At 65.4% G+C, this 17685-nt stretch carries 13 protein-coding genes and 2 pseudogenes; 12 read left to right on the forward strand and 3 right to left on the reverse strand.

Annotated elements, in window-relative coordinates:
* The 7 genes and pseudogenes from XpopCFBP1817_RS01340 to XpopCFBP1817_RS01370 all read left to right on the forward strand — a co-directional run bounded on the left by XpopCFBP1817_RS01340 (nt 1) and on the right by XpopCFBP1817_RS01370 (nt 8169).
* Nucleotides 1-573 (forward strand): YceI family protein, encoded by a 573-nt coding sequence (locus XpopCFBP1817_RS01340; RefSeq protein ID WP_128415656.1) that lies wholly within the window; start codon nt 1-3, stop codon nt 571-573.
* Nucleotides 570-2585: a phospholipase D family protein gene (locus XpopCFBP1817_RS01345; protein WP_128415657.1), complete on the forward strand. Its 2016-nt coding sequence runs from the start codon at nt 570-572 to the stop codon at nt 2583-2585. The genes XpopCFBP1817_RS01340 and XpopCFBP1817_RS01345 overlap by 4 nt, the downstream gene beginning before the upstream one ends.
* Before the next feature lie 89 nt (nt 2586-2674).
* Nucleotides 2675-3103, forward strand: a complete 429-nt coding sequence (locus XpopCFBP1817_RS01350) for a hotdog fold thioesterase (RefSeq protein ID WP_128415658.1) — start codon at nt 2675-2677, stop codon at nt 3101-3103.
* 21 nt (nt 3104-3124) lie between these two features.
* Entirely contained in the window at nt 3125-4024 is a 900-nt protein-coding gene (locus XpopCFBP1817_RS01355) for a lysophospholipid acyltransferase family protein (protein ID WP_208619526.1), read from the forward strand.
* 59 nt (nt 4025-4083) lie between these two features.
* The gene (locus XpopCFBP1817_RS01360; protein ID WP_128415660.1) at nt 4084-5070 is read left to right on the forward strand and encodes a YheT family hydrolase; all 987 of its coding nucleotides are present in this window, start codon (nt 4084-4086) and stop codon (nt 5068-5070) included.
* A gap of 188 nt (nt 5071-5258) precedes the next feature.
* A pseudogene (locus XpopCFBP1817_RS01365) lies at nt 5259-7318 on the forward strand (tetratricopeptide repeat protein).
* 239 nt (nt 7319-7557) lie between these two features.
* Nucleotides 7558-8169 (forward strand): YbhB/YbcL family Raf kinase inhibitor-like protein, encoded by a 612-nt coding sequence (locus tag XpopCFBP1817_RS01370; RefSeq protein ID WP_128415661.1) that lies wholly within the window; start codon nt 7558-7560, stop codon nt 8167-8169.
* Between the two features lie 100 nt (nt 8170-8269).
* Here XpopCFBP1817_RS01370 and XpopCFBP1817_RS01375 read toward each other — a convergent pair whose 3' ends face one another.
* Both XpopCFBP1817_RS01375 and XpopCFBP1817_RS01380 read right to left on the reverse strand, forming a co-directional pair.
* Nucleotides 8270-9082 (reverse strand): META and DUF4377 domain-containing protein, encoded by an 813-nt coding sequence (locus XpopCFBP1817_RS01375; protein WP_128415662.1) that lies wholly within the window; start codon nt 9080-9082, stop codon nt 8270-8272.
* Between the two features lie 137 nt (nt 9083-9219).
* Nucleotides 9220-10020 carry an undecaprenyl-diphosphate phosphatase gene (locus XpopCFBP1817_RS01380; RefSeq protein WP_128415663.1) on the reverse strand — a complete coding sequence of 267 codons (801 nt, stop codon included), beginning with the start codon at nt 10018-10020 and terminating at the stop codon, nt 9220-9222.
* A gap of 222 nt (nt 10021-10242) precedes the next feature.
* Between XpopCFBP1817_RS01380 and glnA the strand changes: the two genes are divergently transcribed.
* From glnA to ntrC, 5 genes are all read left to right on the forward strand, one after another.
* Nucleotides 10243-11652, forward strand: a complete 1410-nt coding sequence (gene glnA / locus XpopCFBP1817_RS01385) for a type I glutamate--ammonia ligase (RefSeq protein ID WP_006449210.1) — start codon at nt 10243-10245, stop codon at nt 11650-11652.
* A gap of 275 nt (nt 11653-11927) precedes the next feature.
* Nucleotides 11928-12266 (forward strand): P-II family nitrogen regulator, encoded by a 339-nt coding sequence (locus XpopCFBP1817_RS01390; RefSeq protein WP_002808480.1) that lies wholly within the window; start codon nt 11928-11930, stop codon nt 12264-12266.
* A gap of 22 nt (nt 12267-12288) precedes the next feature.
* Complete coding sequence (locus tag XpopCFBP1817_RS01395; RefSeq protein ID WP_167393779.1) at nt 12289-13731, forward strand: ammonium transporter; 1443 nt, start codon at nt 12289-12291, stop codon at nt 13729-13731.
* Nucleotides 13732-13996: 265 nt separating this feature from the next.
* A complete protein-coding gene (locus XpopCFBP1817_RS01400; protein WP_128415665.1) occupies nt 13997-15052 on the forward strand; it encodes a two-component system sensor histidine kinase NtrB in 1056 nt (351 codons plus the stop codon).
* On the forward strand, nt 15045-16475 hold the full coding sequence (gene ntrC / locus XpopCFBP1817_RS01405) for a nitrogen regulation protein NR(I) (RefSeq protein ID WP_128415666.1): 1431 nt from the start codon (nt 15045-15047) through the stop codon (nt 16473-16475). The genes XpopCFBP1817_RS01400 and ntrC overlap by 8 nt, the downstream gene beginning before the upstream one ends.
* A 293-nt stretch (nt 16476-16768) precedes the next feature.
* Here ntrC and XpopCFBP1817_RS01410 read toward each other — a convergent pair.
* A pseudogene (locus tag XpopCFBP1817_RS01410) lies at nt 16769-17457 on the reverse strand (glutathione binding-like protein).
* Between the last annotated feature and the right edge of the window lie 228 nt (nt 17458-17685).

Genomic DNA, 17685 nt, shown 5'->3' on the forward strand with positions numbered 1-17685 from the left:
GTGTCATCGTCACTGCGCTGGTACGTCTGGCTCGCGCTCTGGGTCGCTTTGCCCTGTATGGCGCAGCAGAAGGTGCATTCCATCGACCCGGTGCAATCGCGCTTCGGGTTCGAGATCAGAACGCGCTTCGGCATGAAGATCGAGGGGTTCTTCCCGCAGTTTCGTGGTGAGCTGGTGGAGTTGCCAGACAAACGACAACAGGTGCGTTTCCGGCTGGACGCCACGCAGGTGGAAATCCCCGGCAAGGACCGCTATACCGCGTGGATGCGCGGCGAGGATTTTTTCGATGTCGCGCAATACCCGGTGGTGGAATTCGAGTCGCTTCCCTACACCGAAGCGGTCGCGAAGAAGGGGGGCGACATCAGCGGCAACCTGACCATTCGCGGAATCACACACATGGAGACCCTGCATGTGGCGCCAGCTGAATGCGCGCGGCCGGGCTATGATTGCGATGTGATCAGTCGAGGGACGGTCCTGCGTGGACGTTACGGAATGAATGCGTGGCAGATGGCCCTGGGCGACAGGGTGACGTTCATTCTGCGTGGGCGGCTGCAGGAGGCGCAGCGCCCGTGAGTTTCCTGTTGAGGGTCCTGGTGCTGGCAACGCTGTTGCTTGGCACTGGATGCGCCGGCCTGTCGCAAATCGAGCGCAACCGTGCCGCAGGCGTGGCTTCTGCTGCGCGCAGCACGCTGGTGAGCTGCACCCAGGCCAATCGCTGTGCGCTGTCTTCGCCGCTGCGCGCGCTGGGCGGCGAGGCGATTAGCACCTCTACGCCGGCTGCGCCACGGCATTACGCCACCATCGTCGATCGCGGCGAGGAGTCGTTGGTCGCGCGGCTGAATCTGATCCGCAGCGCCACTCGCAGCGTTGATCTGCAGACCTATATTTTCGACAAGGACGACAGCGCGCGCATGGTGCTGGATGCACTGATCGATGCAGCGCAGCGCGGGGTCAAGGTGCGCATCCTGATCGATCAGCTCTCGGCGATCGCCGATCTGCAGATTCTCGGCGCGCTCTCCAGCACCCACGAAAACCTGCAGCTGCGCATCTACAACCCCACCTTTGGCAAGGTCAAACTCAATTACTTCGACTATGCCGGTAGCGTGGCGTGCTGTTTCCGTCGCTTCAACCAACGCATGCACAACAAGCTGCTGGTGGTGGACGATGTGCTCGGCGTCGTCGGTGGGCGTAACTATCAGGATGACTATTTCGACTGGGACAGCGAATACAACTTCCGCGACCGCGACGTGATTCTGGCCGGCCCGGAAGTGCGCGCGATGGCAGCTAATTTCGATGCGTTCTGGCGCGCACAGCGCAGCTTGCCGGCCGAGCGCCTGAACGATGTCGGCCGTCTGCTGCTGGAGCAGGGCGCGCCCAAAATGCCGCCGGCCGAGGTACGCCGCCCGGAGCGGGTGGCACGCGTTGATTGTGAGGCGCGCGACCCGCAATTCATACGCGATGCGTTCGTGACCCCGGCCATGCCCGTGCAGCACGTGCTGTATGTGGCCGATCTGCCGCAGAAACACCGCAAGGCACATGCCGCCAAGGCGGTGTCCACCGCGCCGGAGCTGGACAGTCTGATCGCTGGCGCGCAGCAGGAAGTGCTGCTGCAGACGCCGTATCTGGTGTTGTCCGATGAGGCGCAGGCGATCTTTCGCGACCTGCGCAAGCGTCCGCAACCGCCGCGCATCGTGGTGTCGAGCAATAGCCTGGCCGCCACCGACAACCCGATCGTGTACGCGCTGTCGTACAAGTTCAAACGCCGCAACCTGCGCGAGTTGGGCTTCAACATCTACGAATTCAAGCCATTTCCGCTGGATGCACCGGTGGACTACGCCACTCTGGTGCCCGACCCGCTCAACCCTGAGGCAGCCGAGCCGGTCGAGGGCGACAGCCGCGTCAATCGCGTGATCAGCGGCAGCGCGGCCGGTAACGCGGTGCGTGGCAGCGGTGGCGGCGGAACACCCGGTAGTGCCATTCGCGGCAGCGGCGGTGGCGCGGGTCGTTCACCTGGTGGCAGCGAGGTCGATCGGCGTGTGCTGCGTACCGAAACGCGGCCCTCGTTCCTGGGCACGCGTGCGGTCAACAAGCCGCTGCCGGTGACCCGCGCCGGCGCGCGCATGGGCTTGCATGCCAAGTCGTTGGTGGTGGACCGGCGCATCGGCGTGATCGGCACGCACAACTTCGACCCGCGCAGCGAGAACTACAACACCGAAGCTGCGGTGGTGATCGACGATGCGCGCTTTGCACGGGCGCTGGCCGCCAGCATCGAGCGCGATATCGCCCCGGAAAACGCCTGGGCCGTGGCCTCGCGTGAAAAACCGCCGGTGTTCAGTGGCTTGAACTACAGCGTGGGCAAGGTGTCCGAAGCGTTGCCGGTGCTGGATTTCTGGCCCTGGCGCTACGCCACCAATTACGAATTCCAGCCTGGCCCCGGTTGCCCGTTCCCGCTCAAGCGGCAGGACCCGCAGTTTCGGAAGTGCTATGTAGCGGTCGGCGACTTCCCCGAGGTCAATGTCGGCGCGAAGTGGCTACTGGTACGCATGCTGACCGCCTTCGGCGCCGGCTTGGTGCCGATTCTGTGATCGGCTGAGCCGTTACGCCACCGCACAGTTGAAGCGCAGCCCGGGCATCCAAGATGCTGCTGCGATCCCCAATCCCCAATCCCCAGCCTATGACCTTCTGTGTCCCCGTCGATCTAGCTGCCCTCAACGCCTCCAGCCGCGATACCTTGATCGAGCACTTGGGCATCGTGTTCACCGACGCCGGCGACGATTGGTTGCGCGCCACCATGCCGGTGGATGCGCGCACCAAGCAGCCGTATGGCCTGTTGCACGGCGGTGCCTCGGTGGTGCTGGCCGAAACACTGGGCAGCAGCGCCGGCAACCTGTGCGTGGATATGACCACCCAGATGTGCGTCGGGCTGGAGATCAACGCCAACCATCTGCGTGCTGCGTATCAGGATCTTGTCACTGGCACCGCGCGCGCCGCGCATGTCGGGCGCAGCACGCAGGTGTGGGACATCACCATCGAAAACCCGGCCGGCAAGCGCGTGTGCGTTTCGCGGCTGACGTTGGCCGTGGTTGCGCGCAGTAATGGCTGAGCCCGGCGTGCAAGCACATGGCTGGAGCAGCGCCGCCCGTTGCTGGCGCTGCGCGGCCACCAAGCTGCTGTCACAATAGTGCTGCCTCCTTCCCCTGTTACCGGTCCTGTTCGTCGAATGAGCGAGTCATCCCTGGACGCCACGCGCGATGCTGGCGGCGTGTTGCGTTGGTTGCGGTACCTGTATCGAGCGCCGCTGCTGCTGGTGCACCTGAGCATGTGCCTGCCGATCACCATGCTGTGCGTGGTGGCACCGCCGCTGGCACGCATCCGTACCGGTCGCCACGACACCCTGGACGAGTGGATGATCCGCTGGTGGCAGAGCAATCTGATGCGCATCTTCGGGTTTCGTTTGCGTCACTTCGGTACCCCGCTGCCGGGCGCGGCCCTGTTCGTGGCCAATCACGTCAGCTGGATCGACATCTCGATGCTGCACAGTCAGCGCGTGATGGGCTTTGTGGCCAAGCGCGAAATCGCCGGCTGGCCGCTGGTGGGCTGGCTGGCGGCCAAGGGCCAGACCATCTTCCATCAGCGCGGCAATACCGAATCGCTGGGCGGGGTGCTGCAGGAAATGCGGATGCGCCTGCAAAGCGGCAAGCCGGTGGGCGTGTTTCCGGAAGGGCGCACCCGCAGTGGCACCGAAGTCGGCCCGTTCCATGCGCGCATCTTCCAGGCTGCGGTGGAGGCCGGCGTGCCGGTGCAACCGGTGGCGCTGCGTTATGGCGAGCGCGGCAATGCGCAGGCCGTGGTGGCGTTTGGCGAGCGCGAGAATTTTTTCGACAATATCGTGCGTCTGCTCGGCGAGCCGTCGCGGCTGGCCGAAGTGCATTTTCTTGAGCCGATCCGCGCGCTGGATATCGAAGGACGTCGCCGTCTGGCAGACACCTCGCGTGAACGCATCATCGCGGCGATGGCGTCCTAGCCCGCGATGCGTATGCTCATCACTTCTGCGGCCAGCGACGTTTCTGGCCCGATGAGCGCATGAACGCCTCCGACTATTCGCCGCCACGCTGGTTGCGCAATCCGCATGTGCAATCGCTGCTGGGCAGCAGTGCATTGCGCCGCATCCGCAGCCGCCAGTTGCTGGCCGCCAGCGGTGCGGTGACCAGCGAACATATTCTCGACGGCGGTGACGGCGTGCGCCTGCAGGGCTGGATGAGCATCCCGCCCGGCGATGCACCGTTGCGCGGCACGGTGCTGTTGCTGCACGGCTGGGAAGGCAGCGCCGATTCCAATTACATGCGGCTCACCGCTGTGTGCCTGGTTGGCCTGGGCTATCAGGTGTTTCGGCTGAATTTCCGCGACCACGGCGGCACCCATCACCTCAACGTGGATCTGTTCCACTCCGATCGCATCGATGAAGTGGTCAACGCCGCAGGCGATCTGTGGCGGCGCTTTCCAGCGCCGCAGTTGCTGGTGGCCGGTTACTCGCTGGGTGGCAATTTCGCCCTGCGGCTCGCCTTGCGCGCGCCGGCGGCCGGCCTGCCGGTGGTGCGGGTGGCGGCGGTGTGCCCGTTGCTGGATCCGGCAGCGACCATGCTGCAGCTGGAAAAAGGCCCGCAGTTCTACGACTGGTATTTCCGCCGGCGCTGGCGCGAATCGCTGCTGCGCAAACGCAAGCTGTTCCCCGACCAGCATGGCTACGACGATGCCACCCTGGCGCTGGATATGCGCGGCCTGATGGCCTGGTTGGCCGAGCAGCACACCGGGCACGGCTCGCTGCAGGCGTATTTCGACAGCTATTCGATTGCCGGCGAGCGCCTGGCCGGCTTGCAGGTGCCGGTTCATATCCTGATGGCCCAAGACGACCCGGTGATTCCGTTCGCCGATTTCGCCGGCTGGCAGTTGCCCGCCCACGCACAGCTGGAAATCGCGCGCTGGGGCGGCCACTGCGGCTTTCTGGAAAACGCCCGTGGCGATGGGTTTGCCGAACGCTGGGTGGCCGAGCGGCTCACGGCGCAGGCGTAAGAGTGGCTAAAAAACGTCGCGAGCAGTCGCGAGGCAGGTGCGGGCGGCGCGGGAAAACCGCGATGTACGAGGACCGAGCACAGGCGGCGCCCGCCTGGCAGTGAGCGCAGGGAGTGTGACAGCCGCTCCCAGTCGGCACCGCACCGCGCATCGTTACACTGGTAATTTGTGCTGGACAATCCGCCGCCATGCAAGACGCCATTCTTCAAGCCTTGCGTCGCAATGCGGCCGACGATGCGGTGGCGCTGGCCCGCGAGTGGGTGATCGGCGCGCCGGATAACGCCGCTGCGCATCGTTGGCTCGGGCTGGCCTTGCAGCAGCAGGGTCAAGCAACGCTGGCGCTGGCCAGTATCGAAACCGCGCTGACGCTGACGCCGGAAGATGCCGATCTGCATCTGCTGCGCGCCGGGGTGTTGCTGGCCACACGCGATCTGTCCGCTGCCGTTGCCGCACTGTCGCGTACCACCGCACTCGACCCGAATCAGTTCAACGCCTACGTGATGCAGGCGCATCTGGCGGTGGCGCGCGGCGATCTGGACGATGCGCAGCGGCTCAGCCGCACGGCTGCGTGACTGGCGCCGGAGCATCCGCAATTGCTGGCTGTCGATGGTGTGGTGCAACTGCGCCGCGGCCAGCGCGCGCGCGTTGTCGCTGCTCACGCGCGCCGCCGAGCAGTTGCCGGACGCTGCGCGCGTGCTGTTCGCTCTGGGCTTTGCCTATCTGCAGAAATAACACGTCGCGTTCGCCGAGCGCGCTTTCGAGCGCGTGGTCGAGCTTCAATCCGCCGGGCACCGCGTTGCGCGCCTTCAGCGCCCAGCTCGCCCAGCGGCAAAGATGCCTGGACGATGCGCTGGCCGCGATGCAGGGTGCGTTCGCCCAGCCGGGCGGCAACATCCCAACCATGCGCCGTCTCGCGGGCGAAATGGAATTGCAGGCCGGTCGCCCCGACCAGGCTGTGGCGCATCTGCGCTTGGCGCTGGCACATTTGCCTGCCGACCGGCGCACGCTGCACGCGTTGCTGAGCGCGTGGCAGCGATTGGGCGCAGTGGACGACGCGCGCGACACTCTGGATGCGGCGCTGGCCACCTCGGTCAATGCGCACGACCTGTGGCGTGCGCGTCTGGCGGTGGAGCCGGCCGGTGGGCCGCAGGCACAGGCGGTGATTGAGCGCTGGCTGCTGGGCATGCCCCAGCATCTGCCGGCGTTGGAAGCGCTGATGCGCGTGCACGACATGCAGGGCCAGGCCGAACAGGCCGAAATGGTGGCGCGGCAGATCGTGGCGGTGAACCGGGCCGCATCAGCGGCGAGCAGCGCATCGTCGAAGCCTTGTTGGAGCCCGACCCGCCGGCGGCGATCGCCTGCGTCCAATCCTTGAGCGACTCGCGGCCCGAGAATCAGCAGACCGTGCTGCAGCCGTGGCTGGGCGATGTGCAGGACCGCGCCGGCCAGCCCGATGCCGCGTTGGCAACTGGATGCAGTTCCAGCGCGAGCAGGCCCGGCACCGGCTGCCATTGCTGCCGCAGGCTACCAAGCAGCCGATGCAGTGGCCAGCCTTGGGCACCATTCCCGACGCGGTCACTGCTCATCCGGGGCACGCCCGGCTCGCAGGTCGAACGCCTGATCGCAGTGATGGGCGCGGCAACGCCGCTGGTGCGCGACGACCGCTATGGGACCACGCCGCCGTCCGACGCGTTGCAGCCCTATCGCACAGTCGAGCAGCTTGCCTCCGGCGAGCTGGCGCCGATGGCGCTGGTGGAAGGCTGGAAGGCGCAGCTGCCGCAGCGCGGTATCGACGAGGGTAACGTCATCGACCGGCTGCTGTGGTGGGACACCACCTTGCTCAATGCAGTGCGCCCGCACCTGCCCGAAGCCGGCTGGCGATCGCGCTGCGCGACCCACGCGACATTCTGCTGGACTGCTTGTCGGCCGGTCCGCCCGCGCCGTTGGCGGTGCAATCGCCGCAGCAGGCCACCCACTGGCTGCTGGCTGCGCTGGAACAGCTCGCCGTGCTGCACGAGCGCGCTCTGTATTCGCACCGGATCATCCGTCTGGACGGCATCGAGCGCGACCCGCAAGGTATTTCCACCGCGCTGGAACAGCGCCTTCGGTCCTAGCTTCCCGCTGATCGAAACCGCGCGGCCCCGCACGCCTGGCAGCGGGCCGCTGGCGCAACGACCGCGGCGTGCTGGGCGCGCAATTCGATCTGCTCACGCTGATCTCGGTGCGCTTCGGGTATCGGCAGGACTGAGCGGCAATCAAGACGACTGCGCTCACCGTCAGGTGGGCGCGGCCGGTGCGCGAAGCGGCATGCGTCCACAGTGGCGCGTGCGTCGCTGGCGCACACTCTCGCCTCCGCAACCTTGTCGTCCGCGTTGAACCGGCAGCAGTAAACCAGACCGCGCGCACCATAGGGTTCCATGGCGATGGCTTCCTCTGCAGCGCGGATGCGGGCACCCTGATCTGCATCGATTCCCACGGAGACACCGCATGCGCCTGACCAGCAACAGCATCGAGAACGGCAAGCCCATCGCGGTGGAATTTGCCGCCGGCACGCCGGAGGGCTTTGCGCCCAACCGCAATCCGCATCTGGGCTGGAGCGAGGTGCCCGAAGGCACGCGTTCGTTCGCGCTGCTGTGCCTGGACCCCGATGTACCGACCGTGCCGCAGACCGTGGGCCGAGACGACGTGCAGATTCCGGTCGATCAGCCACGCACCGATTTTGTGCATTGGGCCATGGCCGACATCCCCGCCGACGTGCATGAGATCGCGGCGGGCAGCTGCAGCGACGGCTTCGTGCCCAAGGGCAAATCGCAGCCGACTGGCCCGGCCGGTGCGCGTCAGGGCCTGAATTCGTACACCCAATGGTTCGCCGGCAATGCCGACATGGCCGGCAACTATCTGGGCTACGACGGCCCTTACCCGCCGTTCAACGATTTGCGCATGCACCGCTATTTCTTCCGCGTGTTCGCGCTGGATGTGGCAAACCTCAGGCTGCCGGAGATCTTCACCGCGGCCGATGTGTTGTCGGCGATTCAAGGCCATGTCCTGGCTGAAGCCGCGTTGCATGGCACTTACACGTTGAATCCGTCGCTGCGCTGAGATCGGCCTCGACGCAAGCGCGCGTGGTAGCCGGAATGGCAGGACGCGCGCGCGCGGTGCAGCGCGCCTTTGCCGCACATCTCCAAACGCATGACACACGTCAACCGTTGGCTTCGATCATCTGATCGAGCACATACAGCGGCGCGCCGTCTGCGCTTGCAGCAGCGGCGGGATAACGCGTTACCCGCAGCAAAGTGCGGATGCCGGTCTGGTGCTCGAAGCCGTCAATCTTGCCCTCGAAGGTTTGCCAGGTCTGGGTGACCGGCTGCCCCGCCGCATCCTGCTCGCGTAGCTGCAGGCATTGGCGCGAAGGGTCCGAGGCGCACGGCACCGTCTCGGCGGCCACTTCGATCAACAATGTCTGGCCGGGGCCGCCGTAGCGGGTGTCTGCTGTGGGGGCGCCGCTGAAGACCAGGCGGGTGCCATCGCTGCGGGTCAGGGTCAGCCGCGGCGTGGTTTGCGCGGTGTTCAGCGCCACTGCGAAACTGCCGGACAGCAGGTCGCTGGCGGCGTGTTCCTGCGCCATCCGTCGTGATTCGGCACACAGGCGTTTGCTCGATACCACGCGGCCGATCTGCAACTGCGCATCGGCCACGCTGTAGTTGGCGCCCAGCGCATTGCAGGTCTTGCTGATTTGGATGCGCTCATCGCTGAAATCCAGTTGCAGTGGCGCGGTGCCGTCGACGAACAGGCTGCGCAATGCGGTGCCGCGCGCATCGCTGGCCTGCTGCAACTGCCAGTGCTGTGCCTGCAAGGCTGCCCGCAGTGGCGCGTTGTCGGCAGCAGGCGCGGTGATCGCCGCCGACTCAGCGGCAGCGTCGGCACTCGATCCGGGCGACTCCGGTGGCGCGCTCGACCCGCAGGCCGTTACGCCCGCCGCCAGCAGTGCAGGGGCGAAGAACACGGCACGCATGGGCGGCTCCCGGTGATCGAAGCGTCAGTGATACCGCCAGCGCGCGGTCAGGGCAATGACGGACGTCACTGCCTGGGCGCGTGCCGTGCATGTCGCTCTCGCCTCAAAGGGCTTGAAACGCGCCTGCCGTTGCGTGCTCAGGCCGCAGCCGGCAGCCATAGCAGCAAGGCGGCGCCAAGCACGATGCGATAGACCGCAAACACCGTGAAGCGATGCTTCTTGATGTAGCCCAGCAGCCACTTCACCACCACAAAACCGGTGATGGTCGCCGCCACGAAGGCCACCGCCACATCGGCCCAGTTCTCGCTGCCGACGCCGCCTTCCTTGTACATCTCCAGCAGCGCGTAACCGCTGGCCGCGAACATGGTCGGAATGCCCACCATGAACACGAAATCCGCCGCTGCAGAGCGCTTGCTCAGGCCCAGCAGCATGGCCAGGAAGATCGCTGAGGCCGAGCGCGAGGTGCCGGGAAACACGCCCGCCACCACCTGCGCCAGACCGACCGCGATGGCCACTTTCCAGGTGACCACGTCGCGCTCGGGCAGTTTGCCGGCAAAGTGCTCGGCCACCAGCATCCACACACCGCCGATCAGCAATGCCCAGGCCACCGGCTGCACGGTTTCCGGCAACTGCCAGCCTGCCTTGCGCACGATCAGGCCGACTACCGCGGTGACCATGAAGGCCACGCCGATCTTGAGCACGTAGTCGCGATTGTCGCGTTGGCCCAGGCCGGTGGCCAGGCTCCACAGCTTCTGCCGCAGCGCCAGGCAGATCGCCAGGATGGCGCCGGCCTGGATGACGATATTGAAGAAGTCAGAACGGCGTCCGAGCCCGAGGGTCTCTTCGGCGATCAGCAGGTGGCCGGTGCTGGAGATCGGCAGGAATTCGGTAAGGCCTTCGAGAATGCCCAACAGCAGGGCGGAAATCAGATCGGACATCGGACTGAGGAGGTGGGCGGGGGAGGCGTCAGGATAGTGCATTGCGGCATGCACCATATCGGTGCGTAATGCGATTATTTGGCACCATTATAGTGCTATCGAAGGCTGAGCGACCTCAAGCGAGGCAAGCAAAATCAACGACTTGTGAAAGTCCGACGCTTGGCACGGTCCCTGCTGTAGTACCGCCCACGAGCCACTTAACTTCCCCTGAGGTTTCTTCCGATGTCCGTGGAAAATGTTGAAAAGCTGATCAAGGACAACAAGGTCGAGTTCGTCGACCTGCGCTTCGTCGATATGCGTGGTGTACAGCAGCACATCACCTTTCCGGCCAATATCATCGAGCCGGCGCTGTTCGAAGAAGGCAAGATGTTCGATGGCAGCTCCATCGCGGGTTGGAAGGGCATCAACGAGTCGGACATGGTGCTGCTCCCGGACGCAGGAACCGCGTATCTGGATCCGTTCTTCGCCGATCCGACCATCGTGCTGACCTGCGACATCCTCGACCCGGCCACCATGCAGAGCTACGAGCGCGATCCGCGCGGCATCGCCAAGCGGGCAGAGGCCTACCTGAAGTCGTCGGGCACCGCCGACCAAGCGTTCTTCGGCCCGGAGCCGGAATTTTTCATCTTCGATTCGGTCCGCTTCGCCAACGACATGGGCCACACCTTCTTCCAGGTCGGTTCGGAAGAGGCTGCCTGGAACACCGGCGCCAAGTACGACGGCGGCAACAGCGGCTACCGTCCCGGCGTGAAGGGCGGCTACTTCCCGGTTCCGCCGACCGACACGCTGCACGATCTGCGTGCGGAAATGATCAAGACGCTGGAACAGGTCGGCATCGAGACCGAAGTGCATCACCACGAAGTGGCCACCGCCGGCCAGTGCGAGATCGGCACCAAATTCAGCTCGCTGGTGCAAAAAGCCGACGAACTGCTGACCATGAAGTACATCATCAAGAACGTCGCCTACCGCAACGGCAAGACGGCGACCTTCATGCCCAAGCCCATCGTGGGCGACAACGGCTCGGGCATGCATGTGCACCAGTCGCTGACCAAGGGCGGGGTCAACCTGTTCTCCGGCGACGGCTACGGCGGCCTTTCGCAGATGGCGCTGTGGTACATCGGCGGCATCTTCAAGCACGCCCGTGCGATCAACGCCTTCTCCAACTCCGGCACCAACAGCTACAAGCGTCTGGTCCCGGGTTACGAAGCGCCGGTGATGCTGGCCTATTCGGCCCGCAACCGTTCGGCCTCATGCCGCATTCCGTGGGTCACCAACCCGAAGGCGCGCCGTATCGAAATGCGCTTCCCCGATCCGTTGCAGTCCGGCTACCTGACCTTCACCGCGCTGATGATGGCCGGCCTGGACGGCATCAAGAACCAGATCGACCCGGGCGCACCGAGCGACAAGGATCTGTACGACCTGCCGCCGGAAGAAGAGAAGCTGATTCCGCAGGTCTGCTCCAGCCTGGACCAGGCGCTGGAAGCGCTGGACAAGGACCGCGAGTTCCTCAAGGCCGGCGGCGTGATGAGCGACGACTTCATCGACGGCTACATCGCGCTGAAGATGCAGGAAGTCACCAAGTTCCGTGCGGCAACGCATCCGCTGGAGTACCAGCTGTACTACGGCAACTGAGTTCCACCGCGGTGATGGCGGAGGCCCCCCCTCCCACCTCCGCCATCGCCGCCCATGTTCGATCGGTTCACGGCATCGTCCGTGGATCGAAGGGGTATTGAGAGAGCACACAGTTCGCGACGCGCGGGCCTGACCTCTCCCACGAGGCGGATGCATGGCATCGGCCGAGGTCTGCGTAATCGCGAACGCGCGGATGCCTGGGTTGGCATCCAGGTGAATGACACCGCCGGGCGGCGCAATGCCGGCCGGTTTTTTCCACCATTCGGGGTATGCGCATGAAATTGATCACCGCCATCATCCGGCCGTTCAAGCTCGACGAGGTCCGTGAGGCCTTGTCCGCAGCGGGCGTGTCGGGCATCACCGTGACCGAGGTCAAGGGTTTCGGACGCCAGAAAGGTCACACCGAGCTGTACCGCGGCGCCGAGTACGTCGTCGACTTCCTGCCCAAGATCAAGATCGAAACGGTGGTGACCGACGACCGGCTGGATGCAGTGGTCGAAGCGATCCAGAACGCCGCTGGCACCGGCAAGATCGGCGACGGCAAGATCTTCGTGACCGCCATCGAGCAAGTCGTGCGCATCCGCACCGGCGAGATCGGCGCCGATGCGCTCTGAATCCCCCTCCCCAGGAATCCTTATGAAGACAGGTCTTTTTGCCGGGTGGAAAGCTTGGTTCTACAGCGTCTGCATGCTGATGCTGTTCAGTGCGCTGGTGGTGGGCGGGATGGGCAGCGCGCATGCGCAGTCCACCCCGCAGGTCACCCCGTTGCCGACCGAGCCGGTCACCACCGAACCGCTACCGTCCGCGCAGCCGGAAGCCGCACCTGTGGCCGCTGCCCAAGCCGCAGCCTTGGTCGAGAAGGGCGACGTCGCCTGGATGCTGACCTCCACCTTGTTGGTGTTGCTGATGGTGGTGCCTGGTCTGGCGCTGTTCTACGGCGGCATGGTGCGCTCCAAGAACGTGCTGTCGGTGCTGATCCAGGTGGCGGTGGTGTTCTCGTTGCTGACGGTGCTGTGGGTGCTCTACGGCTATAGCCTGGCGTTCTCCGGTGAAGGTCCGTGGATCGGCAATCTGGACAAGGCGCTGCTCAAGGGCGTGACCATCGAGACGCTGTCGGCCACCTTCACCAAGGGCGTCAGCCTGCCGGAATACGTGTTCGTGGCATTCCAGGCGACCTTTGCCGGCATCACCGGCGCGCTGATCGTCGGAGCCTTCGCCGAACGCGCCAAGTTCGCCGCGGTGCTGCTGTTCTCGGTGATCTGGTTCACTTTCGGCTATCTGCCGCTGGCGCACATGGTCTGGGCCACCGGTGGCTATCTGTTCGGGCTGGGCGCGCTGGATTTTGCCGGCGGCACCGTGGTGCACATCAACGCTGGCGTCGCCGGTCTGGTGGGCGCCTACTTCGTCGGCAAGCGTGCCGGGCTCGGGCGTGAGGCGATCAAGCCGCACAACGTGACCCTGACCTTCGTCGGTGCCTCGCTGCTGTGGGTGGGCTGGTTCGGCTTCAATGCCGGCTCCAACCTGGAAGCCAATGCCGGCGCGGCGCTGGCTTTCCTCAACACCTTGCTGGCTACTGCTGCGGCTGTGCTGGGCTGGTCGTTGACCGAGAAGATCATCAAGGGCAAGTCGTCCGCCCTGGGTGTGGCCTCGGGCATGGTGGCCGGTCTGGTCGGCATCACCCCGGCCTGCGGCACGGTGGGCCCGTTCGGCGCGATCGTGATTGGTCTTGCCGCCGGCGTGCTGTGCGTGTGGGGCGTCACCGGTCTCAAGCGCCTGCTGGGCGCCGACGACAGCCTGGACGTGTTCGGCGTGCATGGCCTGGGCGGCATCATCGGCGCGATCCTGACCGGCGTGTTCTCGGCGGCCTCGCTGGGCGGCCAGAAGGGTGGCGACTACGACATCGCGCATCAGGTCGGCATTCAGGCCCTGGGCGTGGGCATCACCCTGGTGTGGATCGGCGTGGTGTCGGTGGTGGGCTTTCTGGTCGCCAAGCTGGTGTTCGGCCTGCGCGTCACCGAAGAAGCAGAGCGTGAGGGGTTGGACATCACCTCGCACGGCGAAGCCGCTTACGAGTCTTGAGCATGAACACCCGCAGCCATGCCGCTGCGGGTGGCACTACGACCCGGCCGGGACTGCCTGCCGGGTCCGTTTTTCCCCCGCAGCGCTGGCTGGCGCTGGTTAACTGCCGAGGTGTCTGCATGACCAGCCCCACGCCTGTCACAGTCGGCGCGGATGTGCGCTGGATCGGTGCGCGCCACCGCGATCCGGCCCCTAATTTTTCACTGCACGCTTCGTCTGGCGCGACATGCGCGCACGCCGATGCTGCTTGCACTAAATTGGTGCAATGGTGAGTTCCTCTTCGATGCCATCGCTGGACAGCCTGGGCACCCCGGTGGCCTGGGCCGACCGCGAAGGCCGCGTGTTGGGCGTCAACCCGGCCTTCGCGCGCTGGCTTGGGGTCAGTGCACGGCGCCTGGTCGATCAACCGCTGGCCGCGCTGGAAGTGCAGGGCGATGCGCTCGCCCGCTTCCTGCTCAACGACGAACGCGATGTGCTGCGCCTGCATCGGCTGGCCCTGGGCCTGACCAACGACGCACCGCGCTTTGCCGAAGGCTGGCTGTCGCGGCTGGACGACGGCGGTTGGCTACTGGAAACCCACCCGGTCGACGAATTCCCCGCGCTCGATCCCACCCACGCGCTGCCCAATGCCCTGAGTGCTGCGCTCAAGGGCCTGGCACATGAACTGCGTAATCCGCTGGCCGGATTGAAGGGCGCCGCGCAGCTGCTGGCGCGCCGCTCGGCTGGGCGCGACGAGGACGAGCGCGAGCTGATCGAGTTGATCGGCACCGAAATCGAACGCCTCAACACCTTGCTCGAACGCCTGCTCTCGCCCACATCGGCGCGCCCGCACGACCGCCTCAATATCCACGTCGTGCTGGAGCGCGTGCTGCGCCTGGCCGAAGCCGAGGGTGGCTGGTCGGTGCAGGTGCAACGCGATTACGACCCCAGCATTCCCGACATTCTGGGCGATGTCGATCGCCTCACCCAGGCGGTCTGGAATCTGGTGCGCAATGCGTTTCAGGCCGGCGCCACCCGGGTGACGTTGCGCACTCGCGTTGAACATGGTCAGCGCATCCGTGACCGCGTGCATGCGATGTCGCTGCGTCTGGAGATCGTCGACGACGGCGGCGGCGTGCCCGAAGAACTGGCCGAGCATCTGTTCCTGCCGCTGGTCAGTGGGCGCGCCGAAGGCAGCGGTCTGGGTCTGGCGCTGGCCCAGCAGGTCTCGCGCGAACACCACGGCACGCTGAGCTACCGCTCGCGTGCGGGCCATACCGTTTTCACCCTGCTGTTGCCGGAGTTGGTCGGCGATCACGACAAGGCGCATCTGCATGGCTGAGGCCGCCGCCGCATCCCACCATATCTGGGTGGTCGACGACGACCGTTCGGTCCGCTTCGTGCTGTCCACCGCTTTGCGCGATGCCGGCTACGCGGTGGATGGCTTCGACAGCGCCGCCGCCGCGCTGCAAGCGCTGGCCATGCGGCCCACGCCGGATCTGCTGTTCACCGACGTGCGCATGCCCGGCGAAGACGGCCTGACCCTGCTCGACAAGCTCAAGTCCAAGCACCCGCAATTGCCGGTTATTGTGATGTCGGCCTATACCGATGTGGCCAGCACTGCCGGCGCGTTTCGCGGCGGCGCGCACGAGTTTCTGTCCAAACCGTTCGATCTGGACGATGCGGTGGCCTTGGCCGCGCGCGCGCTGCCGGATGCCGATGCCGGTGTCGACGCATTGGTCGGCGTGCCGGTGGCGCAAGGCCCGGCCGCACTGATCGGCGACACCCCGGCGATGCAGGCGTTGTTCCGCGCGATTGGCCGACTCGCGCAGGCGCCGCTGTCGGTGCTTATCAACGGCGAAACCGGCACCGGCAAGGAACTGGTCGCACGCGCGCTGCACAACGAATCGCCGCGCGCGCGCAAATCCTTCGTCGCCCTCAACACCGCCGCCATCCCTGCGGAACTGCTGGAAAGCGAGTTGTTTGGCCATGAAGCCGGCGCCTTCACCGGCGCCACCAAACGGCATATCGGCCGCTTCGAGCAAGCCGATGGCGGCACGCTGTTTCTGGACGAAATCGGCGATATGCCGCTGCCCTTGCAGACCCGTTTGCTACGCGTGTTGGCAGAGAACGAATTCTTCCGCGTGGGTGGGCGCGAACTCATCCGCGTCGATGTACGCGTGATCGCCGCCACGCATCAAGACCTGGAAGCGTTGGTCGAACAAGGACGTTTCCGTGCCGATCTGTTGCATCGCCTGGACGTGGTGCGTCTGCAATTACCACCGCTGCGCGAACGCGGCGGCGACATCGCGCAACTGGCCGAAAACTTCCTGGCCATGGCCGGCCGCAAACTCGACATGCTGCCCAAACGGCTGTCGTCGGCGGCGTTGGAAGGCCTGCGTCATTACGACTGGCCCGGCAACGTGCGCGAGCTGGAGAACGTGTGCTGGCGCCTGGCCGCATTGGCCACCGCCGACATCATCGACGTGGTCGACGTGGAAGCCGCACTGGCACGTGGCGGCCGCCGCCAACGCACCGGTCGCAGCGATGGGCAATGGGACGAGATGCTGTCCAGCTGGGCCGCGCAGCGTCTGAGCGAAGGCGCCCAGGGCCTGCACGCCGAAGCCCGCGAACGCCTCGACAAGACCCTGCTCGAAGCTGCCCTGCAACTCACCCAAGGTCGCCGCGCCGAAGCCGCTGCACGCTTGGGCCTGGGCCGCAACACCGTCACCCGCAAACTCGGCCCAGGCCGAAAGCGCCGCTGATTCCGCACTTTGTTTGCGTGAATATGGTGAGAGTCCCGCGCCGATAACCGTGCCGCCGCACCAGCGCTGTCGCCGCACCAAGACGCAATGGGGCGTGCGCCGATTAGCCCTTCTCCCGCCGGGAGAAGGTGGCGCGTAGCGCCGGATCAAGGATCGGGCGACGCCTAGCCTTGCGATTGGAGTGGCTGAGTCGTGCGTTGCTCGACATCGTTACTGCGTAAAGCAATGCAATGCAGAACGCCCACATGCACTGCAGACCTTGGAGCGCTCAGCCCCCCGGCCGCACTGCGTTGTCAGCGCTTGCCGAACAAATGCTTGCGCTCTTCCTCACTCAGCGGCTTGCCGGCATTGGGGGTGAGCTGGTCCTTGAGCGCATAAGCACGCTGCGTGGCCGGGCGGGCGGCGATGGTGTCATGCCAGCGCTTGAGGTGCGGGAAATCGGCGTAATCGGGGCGGATGTCGGCGTACACCTCGATCCATGGGTAGCTGGCCATGTCGGCGATGCCGTACGCGTCGCCGGCGAGAAAGGCGGCTCGGCCAGGCGCTTGTCGAGGACGCCATGCAGGCGGCGTACCTCGGTGTTGTAGCGGTCGATCGCGTAGAGAATCTTTTCCGGCGCGTAGACGTTGAAGTGGCCCATCTGGCCGCTCATCGGCCCCAGCCCGCCCATCTGCCAGAACAACCATTCCAACGCGGCGATGCGGCCGCGCGCATCGCGCGGCAGGAAGCGGCTGGTCTTCTCTGATAGGTACAACAGGATCGCGCCGGATTCGAACACGCTCTGCGGGGCGCCGCCATCGGCAGGTGCGTGATCAACGATCGCCGGCATCTTGTTATTAGGCGAAATCTGCAAAAAGGCCGGCTCGAACTGCGCGCCTTTGCCGATGTTGACCGGCTTGAGCGTGTAGTCCAGCCCGGCCTCTTCCAGAAACAAGGTGACCTTGTGGCCGTTGGGGGTGGGCCAGTAGTACAGGTCGATCATGGGGTGCTCCAGTGCGTAAAGGGCGGCATGCGGCGGCTTGCCATCGAGGATCGATAGTACGGGCAAGCCAATGCCTGCGCTTACCGTCGACAGCTCGCTGATTGGAACAATGTGTGATGCGTCTGCTCGCAGCCGATGCTGCAGTGCAAGTTGACTTCGTTAAGGCCGCGCTAACAAATGAGCGTTTGTTTCATCGACCTTTGCCCGTCCCACATGGGGCTGGCTTTT

The organism is Xanthomonas populi, assembly GCF_002940065.1.
Classification (GTDB): Bacteria; Pseudomonadota; Gammaproteobacteria; order Xanthomonadales; family Xanthomonadaceae; genus Xanthomonas; species Xanthomonas populi.